This window comes from Flavobacterium sp. FlaQc-30, assembly GCF_044005885.1.
Classification (GTDB): domain Bacteria; phylum Bacteroidota; class Bacteroidia; order Flavobacteriales; family Flavobacteriaceae; genus Flavobacterium.
Genome location: NZ_JBIPCO010000001.1, coordinates 880,635 through 900,381, shown reverse-complemented (window position 1 = coordinate 900,381; position 19,747 = coordinate 880,635). Strand labels below are relative to the sequence as shown.

17 protein-coding genes are annotated in these 19,747 nt (G+C 33.1%); 6 read left to right on the top strand and 11 right to left on the bottom strand.

Features of this window, described 5'->3' with window-relative positions:
• Positions 1-8: 8 nt before the first annotated feature.
• Positions 9-2,684, bottom strand: a complete 2,676-nt coding sequence (locus ACHRV0_RS03940; RefSeq protein ID WP_395439971.1) for a reprolysin-like metallopeptidase — start codon at positions 2,682-2,684, stop codon at positions 9-11.
• Positions 2,685-2,884: 200 nt separating this feature from the next.
• Here ACHRV0_RS03940 and ACHRV0_RS03935 point away from each other — a divergent pair, with 200 nt between their 5' ends.
• From ACHRV0_RS03935 to ACHRV0_RS03920, 4 genes are all read left to right on the top strand, one after another.
• Positions 2,885-3,814 (top strand): bifunctional riboflavin kinase/FAD synthetase, encoded by a 930-nt coding sequence (locus ACHRV0_RS03935; RefSeq protein WP_129023692.1) that lies wholly within the window; start codon positions 2,885-2,887, stop codon positions 3,812-3,814.
• A gap of 119 nt (positions 3,815-3,933) precedes the next feature.
• Entirely contained in the window at positions 3,934-4,371 is a 438-nt protein-coding gene (locus ACHRV0_RS03930; protein ID WP_089053350.1) for a hypothetical protein, read from the top strand.
• Positions 4,372-4,545: 174 nt separating this feature from the next.
• A complete protein-coding gene (gene bioB, locus ACHRV0_RS03925; RefSeq protein WP_395439970.1) occupies positions 4,546-5,634 on the top strand; it encodes a biotin synthase BioB in 1,089 nt (362 codons plus the stop codon).
• Between the two features lie 80 nt (positions 5,635-5,714).
• Positions 5,715-6,581, top strand: a complete 867-nt coding sequence (locus ACHRV0_RS03920) for a cupin-like domain-containing protein (RefSeq protein ID WP_129023694.1) — start codon at positions 5,715-5,717, stop codon at positions 6,579-6,581.
• A gap of 6 nt (positions 6,582-6,587) precedes the next feature.
• Here ACHRV0_RS03920 and ACHRV0_RS03915 read toward each other — a convergent pair whose 3' ends face one another.
• Positions 6,588-10,442 (bottom strand): T9SS sorting signal type C domain-containing protein, encoded by a 3,855-nt coding sequence (locus ACHRV0_RS03915; protein ID WP_395439969.1) that lies wholly within the window; start codon positions 10,440-10,442, stop codon positions 6,588-6,590.
• 257 nt (positions 10,443-10,699) lie between these two features.
• Between ACHRV0_RS03915 and ACHRV0_RS03910 the strand changes: the two genes are divergently transcribed.
• On the top strand, positions 10,700-11,170 hold the full coding sequence (locus tag ACHRV0_RS03910) for a regulatory protein RecX (RefSeq protein ID WP_089053353.1): 471 nt from the start codon (positions 10,700-10,702) through the stop codon (positions 11,168-11,170).
• An 89-nt stretch (positions 11,171-11,259) separates the two neighbouring features.
• Here the strand turns inward: ACHRV0_RS03910 and ACHRV0_RS03905 are convergent, their stop codons facing one another.
• From ACHRV0_RS03905 to ACHRV0_RS03865, 9 genes are all read right to left on the bottom strand, one after another.
• Entirely contained in the window at positions 11,260-12,429 is a 1,170-nt protein-coding gene (locus ACHRV0_RS03905) for a beta-ketoacyl synthase N-terminal-like domain-containing protein (protein ID WP_395439968.1), read from the bottom strand.
• Between the two features lie 130 nt (positions 12,430-12,559).
• Positions 12,560-13,831 carry an adenosylmethionine--8-amino-7-oxononanoate transaminase gene (bioA, locus tag ACHRV0_RS03900; protein WP_395439967.1) on the bottom strand — a complete coding sequence of 424 codons (1,272 nt, stop codon included), beginning with the start codon at positions 13,829-13,831 and terminating at the stop codon, positions 12,560-12,562.
• Between the two features lie 98 nt (positions 13,832-13,929).
• Positions 13,930-14,547 carry a dethiobiotin synthase gene (bioD, locus tag ACHRV0_RS03895; RefSeq protein WP_395439966.1) on the bottom strand — a complete coding sequence of 206 codons (618 nt, stop codon included), beginning with the start codon at positions 14,545-14,547 and terminating at the stop codon, positions 13,930-13,932.
• Positions 14,548-14,666: 119 nt separating this feature from the next.
• Positions 14,667-15,281 (bottom strand): hypothetical protein, encoded by a 615-nt coding sequence (locus ACHRV0_RS03890; protein ID WP_129023699.1) that lies wholly within the window; start codon positions 15,279-15,281, stop codon positions 14,667-14,669.
• Complete coding sequence (locus ACHRV0_RS03885; protein ID WP_395439965.1) at positions 15,271-15,774, bottom strand: RNA polymerase sigma factor; 504 nt, start codon at positions 15,772-15,774, stop codon at positions 15,271-15,273. The genes ACHRV0_RS03890 and ACHRV0_RS03885 overlap by 11 nt, the downstream gene beginning before the upstream one ends.
• A gap of 7 nt (positions 15,775-15,781) precedes the next feature.
• Positions 15,782-16,645 carry a TraB/GumN family protein gene (locus ACHRV0_RS03880; RefSeq protein WP_395439964.1) on the bottom strand — a complete coding sequence of 288 codons (864 nt, stop codon included), beginning with the start codon at positions 16,643-16,645 and terminating at the stop codon, positions 15,782-15,784.
• 50 nt (positions 16,646-16,695) lie between these two features.
• Positions 16,696-16,869 carry a hypothetical protein gene (locus tag ACHRV0_RS03875; RefSeq protein ID WP_395439963.1) on the bottom strand — a complete coding sequence of 58 codons (174 nt, stop codon included), beginning with the start codon at positions 16,867-16,869 and terminating at the stop codon, positions 16,696-16,698.
• A 134-nt stretch (positions 16,870-17,003) separates the two neighbouring features.
• Positions 17,004-17,411 carry a DUF2007 domain-containing protein gene (locus ACHRV0_RS03870; protein WP_395439962.1) on the bottom strand — a complete coding sequence of 136 codons (408 nt, stop codon included), beginning with the start codon at positions 17,409-17,411 and terminating at the stop codon, positions 17,004-17,006.
• A gap of 2 nt (positions 17,412-17,413) precedes the next feature.
• On the bottom strand, positions 17,414-18,550 hold the full coding sequence (locus ACHRV0_RS03865; protein ID WP_395439961.1) for an aminotransferase class I/II-fold pyridoxal phosphate-dependent enzyme: 1,137 nt from the start codon (positions 18,548-18,550) through the stop codon (positions 17,414-17,416).
• Positions 18,551-18,714: 164 nt separating this feature from the next.
• Between ACHRV0_RS03865 and ACHRV0_RS03860 the strand changes: the two genes are divergently transcribed.
• Complete coding sequence (locus ACHRV0_RS03860) at positions 18,715-19,518, top strand: DUF3667 domain-containing protein (protein ID WP_395439960.1); 804 nt, start codon at positions 18,715-18,717, stop codon at positions 19,516-19,518.
• Positions 19,519-19,747 lie beyond the last annotated feature (229 nt).

The following is a 19,747-nucleotide window of genomic DNA, read 5'->3' as shown; positions in this document are numbered from 1 at the left end:
CAAATACTTTAATTGACTATTATTTTCTTAACTGTTCTTCTGTCTCCATCAATTACGGTAACGAGATAAATTCCAGCTGCTGCGTTTGGTAAGTGAATATTTTGATTGAAAACTCCAGAACTTTCAAAAGTGTTTTCGTAAACTTTTTTCCCTAAAATATCATGAACAAATACTTTACATCCTGTTGCTGACTCACTTTGAAACTGAATCGAAAAGCTGCCTTTATTAGGATTTGGATAAAGTGCAAAATCAATATTTTCGAAATCATCACGTCCTAAAGTAAAACTCTGTGTACAAATATTTACAGAAGCTGAATTAATTGTTCCAGACATTCCCGAAACGGCATCACGAACTCCAAATGTCCAGCTTCCTTCTGGATTTTCTCCATTAAAAACACTTAATTGATCTACAGGAATAACGATTTGTTCTGTTGTTTTACTGCAATCTAAAACAGCACCGGAATCATCAAATCGGAAAATTAAAGTTGAATTCAAACTTGGGCAGGATTTATTAAACAAACGAGCGACAGTTCCTTTTGGACTTACAATTTGAATTTCAAGGTCTGACATTCTTTCGTGTGTTACATTTACTGAAACATTTACATCTGATACTGTACCTGTGGCAGCAGGAACACTAACAGTTTTTGTTGTAAATGTAGTACCTCCCGGAATACTAAACGAACTTCCAAAACTATAAGAAGCGCAAGTGGTTGATGGCGTATAGCCTACTGCAAAAGGTTTGCTATTTATCGCATAATAAATATTAGCCGTTGGCTCAATCAATAATCGGCAATTAGTTGATGAGACAACACTTGTTGGAAGTATAATCGTTTCTGAACCATCATTTGGAGTATTTGCCGCAAGTACAATTGGAAAAGTTAAACCGCCATCTGTAGACAATTTAATATTTACCTGCGATGATCCCTGAAGTGTATTAGTATTATTAACATTCCAAGTTACAGTTTCACTTAAGCCCTGCCACCAGCTTACGTCAGTACCATTATGAGAAGAAATCGTAAATGGTCCCGCAGTAGAAACTACGTTTACTACCATAGCATCTGTATTGGTTTGTCCTGAATCTAAAGTTGAATTATCTCTGCCTGTTAAAGTAAAGTTTAATGTTCTTGGGATAGAAGAAACTGATTCCCAAGTTGTAGTGAGTCTATTGTCTAAAACATAACTCAACCTTGGCATATATCGAATTGGAGAACTATTAGGAATTACTGATCGAAACAAAGGCCCATCTGGTTTTGTTGGATAAGCAATACTTGTTGAGCCTGAAGTTGTTACTGCATTATCATTTTCTTCCCAATTGAAAGTAACGGTATCACCATCTGGGTCTGAACCACTGCCTTTTAAAACGAATGCAGTACTTATTGGAATGGTATAATCTAAACCGGCATCAATTACCGGCGGATTGTTAGTCAAGCTTGTATTGACAGGACAGCTTTTCCCTGCAAGGTTATTTTGGATCTGCAAAATACTTACATAGGCAAAATAATCATCTGAATTATCTTGTATATCATAATCCCCGCTTACTCCTGCATATCCCATTATTGTAGAACCGCTTCCAGGTTCAACATTTACATTGGTTCTTTCGGTAGAATCGTATGAAAAAGTATGACTTGCTCCTAATTGATGACCAAATTCATGTACAACAAAATCAACATCAAAAGTATCTCCTTGAGGCTTTCCATCGCCTGGAGATGTATAAGCACTTCCTTTTGCCAAAGAATCACTAGAAGTTGGATTTGTGCAAACACAGCCTATACAACCCGCATTTCCGCCTCCGCCAGAAGCGCCGAACAAATGTCCAATATCATAATTATTGTTGCCTATTACACTCGTTAAAGTAGTTTGTACTTCTTTATTCCAAGCTCCTTTAACCCCTGTTGATGCAACAGAATAGGGATCTGTCGACGCATCTGTATAAATTACGGCATCATTATTTGCAATTAAAACCAATTTCACAGCAAGATCTTTATTCAAAATCCCGTTGACTCTGGTCATTGTTGCATTCATTCCTTCTAAGGCTTTCGCTTTTGTACCGCCAAAATATGCCGTATATTCTCCTGTACAAGACAATGCTAAACGCAGGGTTTTTAAAACTTTTGTGTTTGCTGCTGTTTGTGCCGTTTTACCAAAACTAGAATTGGCAATAAGTTCGTCTGATGTTTTACAATCTAACTTAACTTTTGAAGTTTTATCTTTAGACGTAAATAAAACGTATTCAGTTTTATTCTCTGGATTTTCTTCTATAAACTCGGTAGCTTTATCTACTCTTAAAACCATTGTTTGTATTCCGCTTTCAGAAACACTGAAATGTATTCTAGCCGATTTATCATCTAATCCTTTTCCTTGATAAGCTCTAATTTCTGGATATTTGGCTTGTAATTCAGGTTCAAAATTGGAAGATTCCCAAACTTGAAATCGCTCTAAAACTCCATTTGAATTTGGGATTGTAATTTCTGCGGTATTATTTACTGCCGATTTTTCGGTTGTTTTTGCCAATTTTGAGGTTAAAAAACCAGCATTCAATTTGTAATACTGTTTACCAGAATCTAAAACGACTGTCTTTTTACTAAAAACTGAAGCAGTATTGACTTTCTGCCACAAATCATCGCTTTGAGCCTGCAATCCTGACCAACTAAAAAGTAAAAATAAGAATAGTAGAGTTTTTTTCATGGCAAGTTGTTCTTTACTACATCAAAATTAAAGGAATTAAATCAAATTCTTACTTTTAACCGACATTTAATATTTTTTAATCGACAAGTCTCACTTTTTTGTCGTCAAGGGAAACTTAATCTTCTTAAAAAAAATCAATTCGCCTAAGCCTAAAATTTAAAATAGATAGTATAAATTTGCAGCATCTTAAATTATTTGTTTTGAAGCTCTTTCATTCTATAAACGATTTTCATTCGACCAAGAAAACAATTTTAACTCTTGGTACTTTTGATGGTGTGCATATTGGTCATAAAAAAATTCTGGAACGAATTACTCAAAATACCGAAAATGGCAAATACGAAAGTTTGGTGCTTACCTTTTTTCCGCATCCAAGAATGGTTTTACAGGAGAAATCAGAAATAAAACTTTTAAACACGATTGCTGAAAAAACAAAACTTCTGGAAGCGACAGGAATCGAAAATTTAATCATTCATCCTTTCGACGAAAGTTTTTCGAGACTGACTGCTGAAGAATTTGTGCATTCGATTTTAGTAGATCAATTTCATATTCAAAAAATAATTATTGGTCACGATCATCGTTTTGGAAGAAATCGAACTGCCAATATTGATAATTTAATTGCTTATGGCGCTGAATATGGTTTTGAAGTTGAACAAATTTCAGCACAAGAAATTCAAGATGTCTCTGTAAGTTCTACTAAAATTAGAAAAGCTCTTACCGAAGGAAAAATGGATTTAGCCAATGAATATCTAGGTTATGACTATTTTTTGAGCGGTAAAATTGTAAAAGGAAAACAGTTAGGAAGAACAATTGGTTTTCCAACGGCTAATATAGAAATTGAAGAGGATTATAAATTGATTCCCAAAACTGGTGTTTATGCCGTTAAAGCTCTTATCGATCAAAAGGAGGTTTTTGGAATGATGAATATTGGTTTTAATCCAACTGTAAACGGTCAGAAACAAACTATCGAGGTGAATCTTTTTGATTTCGATGCTGATATTTATGACAAAGAAATCGAGGTTTCATTATTGCATTTCCTACGTGAAGAACAAAAGTTTGGATCGATAGATTTACTAAAAGAGCAGTTAAATCAAGATCGAATAAATGCACTGGCATTTATAAATCAATTGTAAGCAAATCTTAAGATATACTTTTCTTTAATTTTAAACCATCGTAGTTATTTTTTTAGTAAATTTGATATACAACTCTGTTTATCAAAACTTTACTATTAACTTCTTTAAAAATAACCACTATGAAACTACCTAAAGAAATAACCAACGGTTTTTTGATATTCCTCGGAATTGGCATTTACTTTTTATTGATGAATGTATTGGGTTTAGCTGATTTGTTTTACCTGCGTGTCTTAAATGTATTTTTTATTTTCTGGGGTGTAAACAGAACTATGCAAATGAATCTTCACGAGGGAGAAACGAATTTTGTATCTAATGCTGTTTCGGCAATGGCAACTTCAGTGGTTGGTGTTGCATTGAGCGTTTTCGGATTATTAGTATATAGTTACGCAAGAGGCGGTGATGCTTATGTGAGTACACTCTCAAAAACTTTCATGTTTGGAGGAAATCCTTCTGTTCCTACTTATTGCATCTGTCTACTTTTTGAAGGGCTTGCTTCATCTGTAATTGTTACTTTATTGATGATGTTATATTGGAATAATAAATATGTTGCTGATTAATATATCAGAAAAAACATTCATTTAAAAAAACACTCTAAAATCATAAAAGCTTTAATTTGATGATTTTAGAGTGTTTCTTTTTTGAAAATAATGCACTAATATTCATTTGCAGCGTTCCCTATTGCTGATTAGGACAATTTAATTACTTTTGAAGCTTCAAAAACAATGTATTCGATGAGCATTACAAAACACAACTGGACCAAAGACGAAATAATCGCAATCTACAATAAACCTTTAATGGAATTGCTTTATGAAGCTGCGACAATTCATAGACAACAACATGATCCGAATGTAGTTCAGGTATCTACCTTACTTTCGATCAAAACGGGCGGCTGCCCTGAAGATTGTGGTTATTGCCCACAAGCTGCACGTTATAATACTGGTGTTGAAGGAAATGATTTAATGAGTGTAAGTCAGGTAAAAGCACAAGCTTTGCGTGCAAAATCAAGCGGATCTTCACGCGTTTGTATGGGAGCGGCTTGGCGAAATGTAAAAGACGGCGAAGAATTTGATCAGGTTTTAGAAATGGTTCGTACCATTAATAAACTAGATATGGAAGTTTGCTGTACTCTAGGTATGATTACTGAAAATCAGGCACAGCGTTTAGCCGAAGCTGGTTTATATGCCTACAATCACAACTTAGATACTTCTGAAGAATATTATAAAGACGTAATTTCTACGCGTGGTTTTGAAGATCGTTTGCAGACTATCGAGAATGTTCGAAAAACAAATGTTACGGTTTGCAGCGGCGGAATCATTGGTATGGGAGAAAGTATAGAGGACAGAGCTGGAATGCTAGTTGCTCTTTCTACATTAAACCCGCAGCCAGAATCTGTGCCAATTAATGCTTTGGTTGCTGTTGAGGGAACTCCAATGGAAGAGGAAAAACCAGTTGAAATTTGGGAAATGATTCGTATGGTGGCTACAACTCGAATTGTAATGCCGGAAACTCAGGTTCGTTTATCTGCTGGAAGAACCAATATGACTCGTGAAGGACAGGCAATGTGCTTTTTTGCGGGAGCAAACTCAATTTTTGCAGGTGACAAATTACTTACTACTCCAAACCCAGATGTAAACGAAGATATGAAGATGTTCGAAACATTAGGAATGGTGCCTCAAAAACCTTTTATCAAGGTAATGCAGCCTAAAACTGTTGAAGCAGCCGATTCTAAATTTACTTCATTGGGTGAAAAACCTAAATGGTCAAGACCTGGACATACTATCGAAAAAAATATTGAAGCTTCAGTTAAATCAAAAATTTAATTAACAGAGCTCAAAATCTCGATAAATATTTTTAAATTGCTTATAACTTGTGTGTTATAAGCAATTTTTTTATTTAGAAGATGGAGTTAAAACAAATCGAAAGGGTAAAAAAAATCTCTAAGGCCGATTTTATTTCCCAATATGTAAAAAAACAAATCCCAGTAGTTGTTGAGGAACTGACCGAAGATTGGCCAGCCTATAAAAATTGGAAACTTTCTTATATAAAGAAAGTCGCAGGAGATTTAATTGTGCCCTTGTACGATAATAGACCCGTTAATCATGAAGACGGTTTTAATGAAGCTCATACTAAAATGAAAATGAGCGATTATATAAATCTTCTGGAACAAAAACCAACAAATTATCGCATCTTTCTTTATAATTTAATGAAAGAAGTTCCGGCATTAAATCAAGATTTTTTATGGCCTGATATTGGCTTAAAACTTGTAAAGCAAATGCCAATGTTGTTTTTTGGCGGTGAAAACTCTAAAGTGTTCATGCATTTTGATATTGACTATTCAAATATTCTTCACTTTCATTTTCATGGAGAAAAACAATGTATGCTTTTTGCTCCTGACCAATCCAAATATATGTATAAAGTACCTCACGCTTTAATTTCGAGAGAAGATATAAATTTTGATGATCCTGATTACGAAAAATTTCCTGCTCTAAAAAATGCAAAAGGCTACATTACAAACTTAAAACATGGCGAAATGCTGTATATGCCAGAGGGTTATTGGCATTATATGAAATATTTAACTCCAGGATTTTCTATGAGCCTGCGCTCCTTTCCTAAAAACATAACCAATTTATCAAAAGCGGCTTATAATGTTTTTATCATGCGCTATTTTGATATTATGATGCGAAAGGTAAAAGGACAAAAATGGATTGATTATAAGAATGAAAAAGCAATTCAAAACACTCATGAAAAACTGCAAAAGACTTTTTGAGAAAAATTAATAAAAAACAATCTTTTGAGCTGCTGATTTTCCGCTGTCAAAAATTACATTAATTAACAATATCTGATCACTGGATTTGAAGTTTACAATCTGGTATTCTGTATTATTAATTGTTTTGTTATTGAATAACATTTTTCCTGAAACATCAAAAATTGATACTTCTTTCATAGTATCTTTTGTCGAATTTAATATTATGTTTTTTCCTTTAACCGAAACGCAAAGCGAACTGTCTTGATTCTTAAATTGATCCGCTCCTAATGTTTCAATATTATACCGAATTACAAAACGATCTAAAAAAGTTCCAGCTGTGGTTGTAAATTTATAGCTGCTTTCTAGAAGATTATGCATAACATTTTCGGTTTTGTCTTCTAAATAAACAGCGTGAGTACTCAAATCGCCATCTGCATGATCAATTGAAATTGAAAATTCGCCGGCAATTGTTGAGCTATATCCTAAAGCAACAAAATCTGATTCTGAAAAAGGCAAAGCACGCCCTTGAATTACAAGCTTTTTATCGTCAATTAAACTATAAAAATCAACAAATTGATTTCCGTCTAATGATTCCGCATCATACTTTAAATCATAAAAATTAGTAGCCTCTTCGAGATATCCAATCAAAATTTGCTTAAAAGCTCCTTTTGAATTTTGAAAATTCAACCACAATCGATGTTTCTCTGTTTTATTACTGCTTGGAAAATTTCCTGCTTTAGAAGGTTTAAAAAAAGCATTATTATTTCCTAGTATCCGCATACTGTCATTAAATTCGATCGTACCTGAAGCATTACTTGTAACAAAAAAGGACTGCCCCGAGGCTATTCTTCCATCAGGAATAGTTGTGTTTATATCGAAAGATGATGCTTCGGTACCCACTCCTCCAACCAGATTATAGGCCGCATAGTCATCTGAATTGTATTCAAAATTAGTTACTGGTGTATGATGCATCCAAAAGTAAAGTGCGCCTTTGGTTTTAAGATTGTTTTTTTTCAAAAAAACTGCAGCATCTATTGCCGATGGATAGGGATTTCCGACTAAACTAAAACTATCTGTTTCTCCCAATTCAATTTCTACTTTTCCATTATTTGGGATTCCTTTAAAAACGGCTTCATAAACTGCTCTTGATGTTATCGAAAATTCCTGCGGTCCTCTTATTGCATATCCTTTACCTAACAGCATATTATTTAAACGTGATTCTTCTTTCCAGCCCGCGGCAGTATCAAATGACAAATATTTATCAAACAATGTATTGGGCGATACATCTATTAATTTTTGATTATCGACAGGTGAAGACCAAAACGTATAGTCGTATCTTAAAATTGGTTTTGTTTTTCGATAAAGGTTAATAATCCCAGTATTTATAATACTATCGTCTGATTGATACAAACTTGCTGTATCTTCTAAAACTAATGTTCCTAAACCTGAATAAGAAAATTCTACACCTAAAGTGTTTCCGCTTAAAAGTGTCACCGTTTTGGCTGATTCAATTGTGCAGCTGCAAATATTTGCTGCAATTAAATTTGGATAACTTTCTTTAAAGAACACTTCTTTTCCGCTGGACGGGTAACCTTTTGTCCAAGAAAATCCATCCCAAATTGTTGAATCTACACAAAGTTTTAATCGTGCTGCTCGATGTTTAGAAACTCCGTTGACCGAATTAAAATCACCACCTATCAAAAGTCTATAATCGTTGGTGAAATTTAAAGTTAAAAGATTTTTATTGAGCCGCGCATCAAATGAGTTATCAAAATCGCCTGTTTTCAAGAGTCTTATTAATCGCAGTGCCTGACTGTTTTTATAAGTTCCTGAAAAGGCCCCTCCAACTAAAAGTTTATCATCTGGCTGTACCAAAATACACCGTACGTCGCCGTTACTAAAGCCTGTTCCTGCAGAAAAACTATCGTCCAGACTTCCATTGTAGTTTAAACGGATAATTCTTTTTTGTGAAGAGCCTTTAAATGTCAAAAAAGTACCACCAACAATTATTTTTCCGTCTGATTGCATTGCAAGTGCGTAGATGTGTTTATCAAAACCGGTGCCTATATTAAAACTTAAATCGACACTTCCGTCTTCATTTAGACGAACTAAATGAGGATAGGACAGTCCGTTAAAAGTGGTAAATCTGCCTGCAGCCAATATTTTCCCATCTGGCTGAATTAAAACATCTTCGATAATAGCATCTGCACCTGTACCAACATTAAAAGTAACATCTCGTGATCCATCGGGCAATAATCTTACTATTCTAGCAGCAGATAAATCGTTATTGAACCGAGTGAAGTTACCAGCCGCAATAATTTTATTGTCTGACTGTACTGCTAAAGCATAAACTTGAGCATTAAATCCAGTACCGCTATTGAAAGTATTATCTAAAGAGCCGTTTGGTAATATTCTAGCAATTCTATTAGAAACTGCGTCATTGTACTTGGCAAAATTTCCTCCAAAAACAATTTTTCCTCCTTCTTGAACTACAGCTGCTTTTATTAGTTTATCGGCTCCTGATTTACCTGTATTAAAATCCAAATCAAGCGAGCCGTCTTCTAAAAGTCGTGCAATTCGATTAACTGGTAAATTATTGAATTTGCTGAAATTACCAAAAACCATTGTTTTTAAATTTGCTAATGGCAAAATCTTTAACACTGAATTATCAAAGCCAACTCCTGCTGACAAATAACCTGTATCTTGTTCTCCATTAGAATCTGTTTTAGCTAAACCTCCTTGATTTTGCCCATCAAAAACCGCAAATGAACCGCCAATAAACCATGATCCTTCTTGATCTTCTGCTAATGCAAAAACAGAAGCTGACCCAGGACCTGCGCCCAAATCAAAGTCAGATTTTATAGTTCCGTCGGCGTTTAAAAGTACTGCTCTATTTACATCATCATTTCCATATCTGCTGGAAAAAGATCCTCCCACCATTATATTTCCTAAAAGATCTTCTTTGATTGTTTGTACTGAACCGTTATTAAAACCTAATCTTTGAAAACTTTGATCTAATGATCCATCTTCATAAATGCGAATAATTTTATTTGCGGTATTTCCATTATAAAGTGTGAAATTACCTCCTAGAAGAATTTTTCCGTCTCGTTGTACAGCAATGGCATTTACATCATCATTAAATCCAGAACCAATATTAAAACTATTATCAGCGCTTCCGTCAGAATTCAATCGAATAATCCTGTTACTTAATGTGCCATTAAATGAAATAAAATTTCCTGTAATTAAGATTTTTCCATTTGATAGGATTCTAACATTAGTAATATTGGTCGAAGATCCTGTTCCTGTCGCAAATGTTCGATCTAAGGAGCCATTTGGAAGAATTCGTGCTATGCGATTTACAGTTACATTATTGTATTTTGTAAAGCTTCCTACAATTATAATTTTTCCATCTGGCTGTTCTGCAATACTATAAATAATACCACTGCTGGCTCCCACAGAAGTGTCAAAAGTTGAATCACGGGAACCATCTGCATTTAAGCGAATTAATCTTCCTGAATTTACCGCATTATAACTTGTAAATCCTCCGCCAACTATTATTCTCCCGTCGAGCTGTAAATAAGCGGTATAAACTTTACCACTGAATCCTGAACCTACAGTAAAACTTTCATCGATTGTTCCATCTGGTTTTAAACGTATTAAAGATGGAGATGGAATTCCGTTTAGGCTGGAAAAATCACCCCCAACTATTAAATTATTATTGGGCTGCAAAAGTAAAGTTCTAACAGCACTGTCAAAACCATCACCTTTTGTACCATCATCAAATGTATTAAAAGTGGTATCCAATTTTCCTTGCTGTGCATTAATGAAAGTACAGGAGAGAAAAGAAACCCAAAACAGCAGGTAAAGTAGTTTTTTTATCAAAACCAGATGATTATTTAAAATTGTAAGAATTAACCGAAATTAAACTGTTCTGATTTTAAAAACAATACCCACTTTTAGTGATTTTTTATAATGCCTAAAAAAATGTTTTTTTCGCTGTAGGTATAAAAAATGAACACTCAAAAGTAAATTTTGAATCTTATAAACTGGGGGATTTATTTAAATTTGCTTTTGCTTTGATAGAATTTTCAAGAAAATGACTATTTGAAGCAGTAACACATAAAAAGAAAGAAAAACACATGAATTCGACCTGTACTCCGAAAGAAGCCTTACAGAAACTAGAACACTTTTGTGCTTATCAGGAGCGTTGTCATGATGAAGTTGTATCAAAACTTTATAGTTTAAAAATGACTTCTGACGAAATAGATCTTATTCTGGTTCAATTAATTGAAGGTAACTTCTTGAATGAAACACGTTTTGCGTGCAGTTTTGCCAGAGGAAAACATCGCATTAAACATTGGGGAAAACTTAGAATTACAAATGAACTGAAGTTTCGAAATATTTCCAGCACAAATATAACTCTCGCACTCAAAGAGATTTCGCAAGAAGAATATATTGAAACTTTTGAAGCTCTTTCTGAAAGATGCTGGAACGGTATACAGGAGAAAAATATATTAAAAAAGCGCAAAAAGTTCTGCGACTATATGCTTCGAAGAGGGTATGAAAGTAATCTGGTTTATGAAAAAGTAAAAGATCTTGAAAACCTTTAAACTATTTTAAGCAAAATAGTTCCTAGATATAAAAAACAAAAAAACCATTTACCTGTGATAAATGGATTTTTTTATTTTGAAGCTTTAAACTATGCTTTTTCGATTAAAATACTAACCGCATTTCCGCCAAAACCAACAGCATTAATCAAAACTTTTTTAATTGATCGGTCTTTAGTTATTGCTTTTGAAAAAGGAGTTTCGATAAAAATATCATGTTCCATCATTAAAAGCGCGAGCTCTACACTCAATATTCCAGAAGCCCCAAAAGTATGTCCGATTTTCCATTTATTAGTGGTCAACAAAGGCGGTTTTGAACCAAAAACTTTTTCAATTGCACGAAGTTCTGTCAAATCTCCTTTAATTGTTCCGGGTGCATGCATTACAATAACATCAACACTATCTAAATTGGTATCTTTTAACGCCATTTTCATAGACTTCTGAAAACAATCAGCTTCGGCAGAAATTGAGATATTATGTTCTAAAATTTCAGTTGCATAACCCACTCCCGTAACGTATGCAATAGCATTTTCTTTTTCTCCAGATTCTAAGCAGCATACTGCAGCACCTTCACCCAAAATCATGGTATTTTGTGTTTTCTCAAAATCAAAAGCAAGGTTGGGCCAAGAATCATTTTCTTGATCGATGCGTGAATATATTTTTAACGCACGCATTTGTCCAATAGTAAAATCTGTTAAAGGCGCTTCGCTGCCTCCTACCAAAAACTTATCCGCCATTCCCGATTTTAACCATGCAACACCGTTTAAAAGTGAATGTAATGCTGTTGAACAAGTTATTGAATGTGAAATTTCTGGTCCTGCACTTTGCAAATCATGTGCAATCCATGAAGAAATATTTCCTAAAGTTGTTGTAGGTGATGCTAAAGTTTGCGCTTTTCCTGTTTCTATATACTCAGCATAATGTTTTTCAAACAAATCTGTAGCTCCTCTTGAAGATCCAATATTTATACCAAAAACATCTTCGGAATTCCAACCAGCTTTTTGGACTGCCTTTCGTGAAGCCGCTAATGCAAACAAAACAGAATCGTCTAAAAATTTATATTTAGGATCTGATTCCCGTATTTGAGCAATCAATTGTTTTGAATTTGTACTTAAAGCTGCAACAAAAGTGTCTTGCTGATCTAAAAATCGTTTAATAAAACAATGTTTTCCGTCCAGATATTTATTCCAAACCTCGTCTTTATCGCTTCCTAAAGGAGAAATAGAAGAAAAGGCTGTTATGGCAATTTTTTGTGTATTCACATTATTTTATTTAACCGCAAAGTTCGCAAAAGTTTATGCAAAGTTCAACGGGTTTTAGAGTAAAAAATAAAACGATATAAGTAATATATGTTACTAAAAATGACAGCATTACTTATACAAATTTACAGAACTAAACCATTTCAATGGCTTCTTCAATTGTTTTATATACTTTTTGAAGCTGTTCGTTAGTCATGATATAAGGCGGCAATATGTAAACAATATTTCCCACGGGGCGCAGAACTACTCCGTTTTCTATGAAAAAATTATAAAGCTTTGTTCGCATCGACCCATAATAACTTTCTTCTGAATCTGATTTAATTTCAACTGCAAAAATAACTCCCAATGTTCTAGCGGTAATTACTTTTGAATGGTTTTCGATCTTCCTTTGAAATTCTAAATGACTGGCATTAATTCTTTCAATATTAGCCTGCATTTCTGCAGTCTGCAATAAATCGATACTTGCCAGCACCGCAGCACAACCTGTTGGATTTGCTGTAAAAGTATGTCCATGAAATAATGCTTTATTAATATCATCATCATAAAAGGCATCGAAAATGTCTTGTGTAAAAGTCGTAATTGCCATAGGAATAGTTCCTCCAGTTAAGGCTTTAGACAAGCAAATCATGTCTGGCTCTTCAGAAACGTAATCCATTGCAAATGTTTTTCCAGTTTTACCAAAACCAGTCATCACTTCATCTGCAATTGTCAATACCTTATTTGCTGCACAAATCTGAATTAATTTTGCCAATGCTTCTGGTTCGTACATTACCATTCCGGCTGCACCTTGTACCAATGGTTCAAATATAAAACCTGCGCAATTATGATTTTGAATTACATTCGTCAATGCATCAAAACTTATCTGTTCTTGTCCTTTTACCGGTACCGGAATTCGAACAACATCAATAAACATTCCCTGAAAAGCCTGCGTGTAAAAAGAAATTCCGCTTGCCGCCATTGCCGCAAAAGTATCGCCATGAAAAGCATTTTCAAAAGCAATTATAGTGGTACGTTTTTCATTTTTATTAAAGAAATATTGCAACGCTACTTTTATCGCAACCTCTACGGCGGTAGAACCATTATCAGAAAAAAAGATCTTCTGTTGGTTTTTGGGTAAAATTTCAATCAGCTTTTCTGCTACTTTTATGGCTGGCTCATGTGTAAAACCGCCAAACAAAACATGCTCTAGAGTTGTTAATTGCTTATAAACAGCATCGGCAATAAATTTATTACTGTGTCCAAAAGGGTTTACCCACCACGACGCAATTGCATCGATATATTCTTTGCCATTTTCATCCCATAATAAAGCGCCTTCGCCTCTAGAAATTGCAATTGGAGTTTGAGCTGTTTTGTGCTGTGTATAAGGATGCCAAAGATATTGGCTGTCTTTTTCTGTTAATGTCATTTTTAAGAAAATAGAAGAAAGAGAATAGAACAAAGACTAAACTCAATTGTTTAAGCAAAGATAGGAAAGTCTATATTCTATTTTCTATAATCTTTGCTCTATAAATGAAGCAGATTTTCTCGAAACAAATCAGCGTATTCGCGAATTACATTTTGATCAAAATAAGGTTCTTCGTCGATTCTTCCAATTAATTTAATTCCAGTTCTTTCTAGAATTATACTTTCTGTTGCTTTATTTTCGCTTCCGCTAAAGATAATTCCAGCGATTTCAAAACCTCGATTTTTAATTGCTTCAATCGTCAGCAAAGTATGATTAATGCTTCCTAGATAATGTCTTGAAACGATGACTATTTTATAATCCGGCTGCATTAAATCAATAATAGAATCTTTGTCGTTTAAAGGAACAAAAATACCTCCTGCACCTTCAATTACTAAATGATTATTGGTTTTAGGTTCTTGTATTTGTTTTAAATCGATCGTAATACCGTCAATCTCTGCTGCTAAATGCGGACTTGCAGGCGTGTTTAATTTGTAGCTGTTCTCGAATATTTGAGACTTATTATTCGAGATTTTTATTTTGATTTTATAACTGTCTGAATTATCTAAATCTCCCGCCTGAACAGGTTTCCAATAATCAGCCTCTAAGGCTTCTACAATAATAGACGATGCAATTGTTTTTCCAACATCTGTTGAAATTCCGGTAACAAATATTTTCATAGTTTTTTATTTCATAACTATTCTAAAAAGACTTTTTATTCCTAAAAAACTATAGAATAATTTCAACAAAAATACCAATAAAAACAAAACCCATCATGGCGATGGGTTTTTATTATTTCTTATTCTTCTTTTAATTCGTCTATTACTTTTCGGATTTCCTTAGCGTATTTTCCATAGGAGTAATGTACCCACCATTCTGTTAGCACACCTATAAGTAAAATCGTGATTACAAAAACAAACACAATCAATCCTAATTTCTTGTTGGCAAAACCTTCATTTAAAATCTGCAGAAAATCAGGCATTTCATAAAGAATAAATCCAAAGAAATAAATTAGAAAAAAAGGTGATAACGAAAAAGTAAATGTCTTATAAAGCTGCATATTCAGCCTGATGTCAAGATACGTTTCATACAAACTATCTTTAGTTTTCAATGCAGCCTTATCTAATCTTCTGTAAAACAAAAAAAGCTGTGTTAGATAATAAATACAAATAGCAACCAATATCCCAAATATAAAGTAATATGGCACCATTAAATTTGATGGAAACTTACTATGCAATGGCAAAAGACCTATAATCACCAAGGACAAAAACTGAATAAAGAATTCTATCCTTAAACTTTTTCTAATTCTATCCAAGGGCATACTTGCCGATTGTATTTTCTCTAAATTATTAGGAACAACAACATTATCTGTCTTTTCGCTATTCCAAGCGTTTTGTATATCGTTAAAATCCATATCCTTGATTTTTAATTATTTCTTTTAATTTTTCTTTTGCTCTGTTTAATTTCACTCTTGCATTTCCCTCTGATATTCCCAGATTCTCTCCTATTTCTTTATGAGAGAAACCTTCGAGCTGATAAAAAATGATTGCTTTATCAATTTTTTCTAGTTTTTGAACTGCTTTATAAAAATGATCTATCTGGCTTTCTTTGATATGTGAATCCCCTTCATCTTCCTTGATATTTTCAGAAGCGATTTCATATCTATCCACTTTTCGTTTTTCTTTTTTCAAGAAAACAATTGCTGTATTTACGGCAACCCGATACATCCATGTCGAAAACTGACTTTCGTTTCTAAAAGAATCATACGATTTCCAAAGCTGACAAATAATCTCCTGAAACAAATCTTGTTGATCATCATGATTATCCATGTACATCTTAGAAACTTTGTATAGTATTCCTTTATGACTTTCGATCCGATTTAAAAATTCTTGTTCTTTTTCTTTCAAAATAATACTAATTCATTACTGGTTTTACTTTGTATCCTGCCTTTCTTAACAAATTAATTACTCCTTCATCTCCAGCCAAATGTGCTGAACCAACTGCTACAAACAGTGCTTCATTTTTCATCATATCCTTCATTTTCTTCACCCAGTCACTATTTCTATCATCAAGAATATATTTTTTAGCTTTTTTACTCATTACCTTTTCATTGGCAATATCTCCATAAAGATCCATTATATTTTCATTTTTATAGTCCTTTACCATTTTTTTTGTTTGAGCTTTGCTCGCATCACCTAATGATTTGATCAGTTCAGAATCTGTGTAAGCATTAGAAAGCATATTCAACTGTCCTTTTACCGTTTCGAAACCACCTACACTTTTCTTTTCTTTCTGCGCCAAATCTGTAAAATCTGATTCGTATGATTTTAAGGTTTCACAATCAAACGTTTTAATAGTAATTAAACTCATAACTGTTGCTAAACTGTAACTGTCTACCTGCTGCACTTTTATACCTGTAGTTTTTTGTAAAATGAAATCTAATTCTGATAATTGTTCAGGCGTTAATTTTTTACTTAACAACTCTGGAGAAACTGCTAATTTTTGAGCATCTGCCATTTCATTTGGATCAGAAAAGTTGATTTCGACAATTAATTTATCTGATTTTTGAAAAGCATTCTTCGTTTTTTCTGTCAAAAAATAATCTGTTGGACAAATAGAATGAATCGTTCCGTACAAATATGATGGTTTTGATAATCCATTTCCTGAAACTTCCCATAAAAGAGAGTTTTCAAGTTTTGCAGATTTTGTTTGAGCTTGTGTTGTTCCGCCGAAAACTAATGTGATGGCTGCAATTGCTGATGTAAATAAATTTTTCATTTTTGATTGATTTTAAATTTTGATTGATTTTGAATGATTGAAACTCCTCTTTAATATTTATTATTTTTATTTCTCTTCCACCAAACTGCAGCTAAAAAAACTACCAAAATGATGCTGAGTACTTTTATTAAAAAGAAACTTATTAAACCTAAGATGAATCCTATCGAAGAAAAAAAGATAAAATCAAAGATTTTTTCGCTTATTGAAGTTGATGTTGTTTTCATAATTGTTTTGATTTATTTGATTACGACTCGTAAGTAATCAAACATTTAAAACGTTACAAAAAATTTTATTTTTTTTCAAAACATCAATAAAATAAAGGGATTGCGAACATAAAAAATTTAAAAAATGATTTCAATCAATCAAATTCAAACTTACATTTATTGCATTTATACCTGTGTTTTGAATAAATAGGAATCAAAACAAGAAGTAATGAAAGAACAAAAGCTAAAAGTGTTTTTAAATCTTTTATTGAAGTTACCATTTCTATTTCTTCGGCTCCGCAACGCGGGCATTTAATCAATTCATTATTTTCATTTAGAGAATAGGGACTGATTTCTGATAGAATTTCATTTGCTTTTTCAAAATCCTGACTTTTTACAAAAAGCTTGACACCCCCCACTGCATTGCTCCAAATAGGATTTGAGTCTACAGTATTAATGTCTCTTAAATACACATCTACACCTTCTGATTCAAGTTTACTACAGAAAACTTTAGCTTCATAGGAATACTGATAACTTCTAACTAGTTTAAAATCCTCTTCCATAATTAAAATATAAAACCGCTTAATAATTGCAGAACTTGATTAATTTCTTCTTCTGAATTATAACTATGAATACAAAAACGCAAGCGCTCTTGTCCTTCAGGAACTGTAGGCGAAAGTATTGGTTTTACATCATAACCTTTGTCCTGAAGCTGCTGCGCCAATTTTTTCACATTTTCATTCCCAGGCACAATTGCCGATTGTATTGCCGATTTACTTCGAACAAACATTGGTTTTAAACCTAGTAAGTTTTTTTGCTGATTAAAAAATATGATGTTTTGTCTTAATTTTTCAATCGTTTCTTTTTCAATATTCAATTGCTGATAAGCGGTAAAAACGGTAGAAACAGAATGTGGAGATAATCCTGTTGTATAAATAAAACTTCTGGCAAAGTTTACCAAATAATCTCTAAGATCTATACTGCCCAAAACTGAGGCGCCATGACAGCCTAAACCTTTTCCGAAAGTCATAATTCGAGCAAAGATTCGATTATGCAATTTCAAATACTGTGTTAAACCTTCACCTTTTTCGCCAAAAACACCTAAAGTATGTGCTTCATCAACTACTAAATAACAATTATATTTTTCAGACAACTCTACCAATTCTTCTAGATTTGGACTGTCGCCATCCATAGAAAAAACTGTTTCAGTAACGATATAAATATTCGTATCGGGGAATTTCAAGATCAATCGTTCGAGATCTTCAAAATCATTATGATTGAATTTATACGATTTAGCATTCGACATAAGGATTCCGTCTCTAATAGAAGCATGACTTAATTCATCATATAAAATAATATCATTTCGCTGCGGTACAGCGCTAAAAAAACCAACATTGGCATCGTAACCCGAATTAAAAATTAAAGCCGATTCAGCTTCATGAAACTGCGCAATAAAAGCTTCCGTAATTTGATATAAGGAATGATTTCCAGAAATTAATCTTGAACCCGTTGCACCGTTCTGAATAATCTCATTTTCGATTAAATAATGGTGCGAAATTTTAAAAATCGGTTCTGATTTTGAAAAACCGATATAATCATTTGACGAAAAATCGACAAGATTATTAAAACTTGGCAATTGTCGTAACGAATTATTCAGCCTTCTATTTTCAAGCTTTTGAACTAGATTTTTAGGTAATTTCATAAAAGCAAAGTTATAAAAATTGAAGTCGGTTTTAAATAATCAGCGGGTTTGATACTGATTAAAGTTTATAATTTAAATTTCAAACAATTGTTAATTGTTTTTTTGTCTAATTTTAAACTACGAACTAACTACCACTAATTTAATTATTTATTAAAAAGAAAAAAATGAAAACCATTTGCAAAAACTGTGAAACACCCAATTATCCTAACTTTAATTATTGCCCTAATTGCAGTCAGAAAATCCATTTACATCGCATAAATCCACACGAAATTTTTCACGAAGCCGTTCATTATTTTACACATGCCGACAAAGGTATTTTTCAACTCGTTAGAGATCTCACATTAAAAAGCGGCGTCGTAGCTAAGGAATATATAAATGGCAAAAGAAAAAAGTACTTCGCACCGCTTAATTTTTTTTTGCTGGTAGCAGCGGTCTTTGTTTTCATATCCAATATCCCAAAAGAAACACCTGCTATCAATATCTCACAGGAAAATACAGAGCTGAGCGCTATTTCTGATCCTATCCAAAAGGAAAAAATCATACATCTTTACGAACGAAAAGAAAAAATGGTTCATTTCATGAAAAAATATTCCAACTTAATGGCAATGATGGCTTTACCTCTTACAGCATTCTTTTTCTGGTTGTTTTATAAAAAAGAAAACTACAACTATACAGAGCATTTGGTTGCTGGAATGTATATGTTAGGCTTTTGCATATTAGTCAATACGCTTTTAATTTTGCCTATTTCTTTATTATTTCATCTATCGTCTAATTATCAAGCTTTGCTATTCCTGCTCTTTCAGCTCTTTTACTTTACGCTTTTTTATTACAGGTTTTTAAATAAAAGCACCAAACTTCAATTAGTAAAAGCCTTTTCTACAAGTGCTTTCGGAATTATCTCTTGGGGGATTATCTCAGGTCTTACTGTTAACGCCTATGTTTCTACTGGTTTTTGGGGAATATTATAATAACCATTGAGTGTAATTCAAAAAAAAATCTAACACATAGAAACATAAATTTTATATCTAAAAAAGGAGACAAAAAGAAACACTTTTCTTCCACATAGTGAAGCTATGTATTAAAAAGAAGTAAAACGCCTAATTTTCAACTGCAAAAGCTATGTTTCTATGCGTTGAAAATAATTACAGCCAACGGATTATAATAATATGAAATCATCAATCTAAACAAAAACAAAAA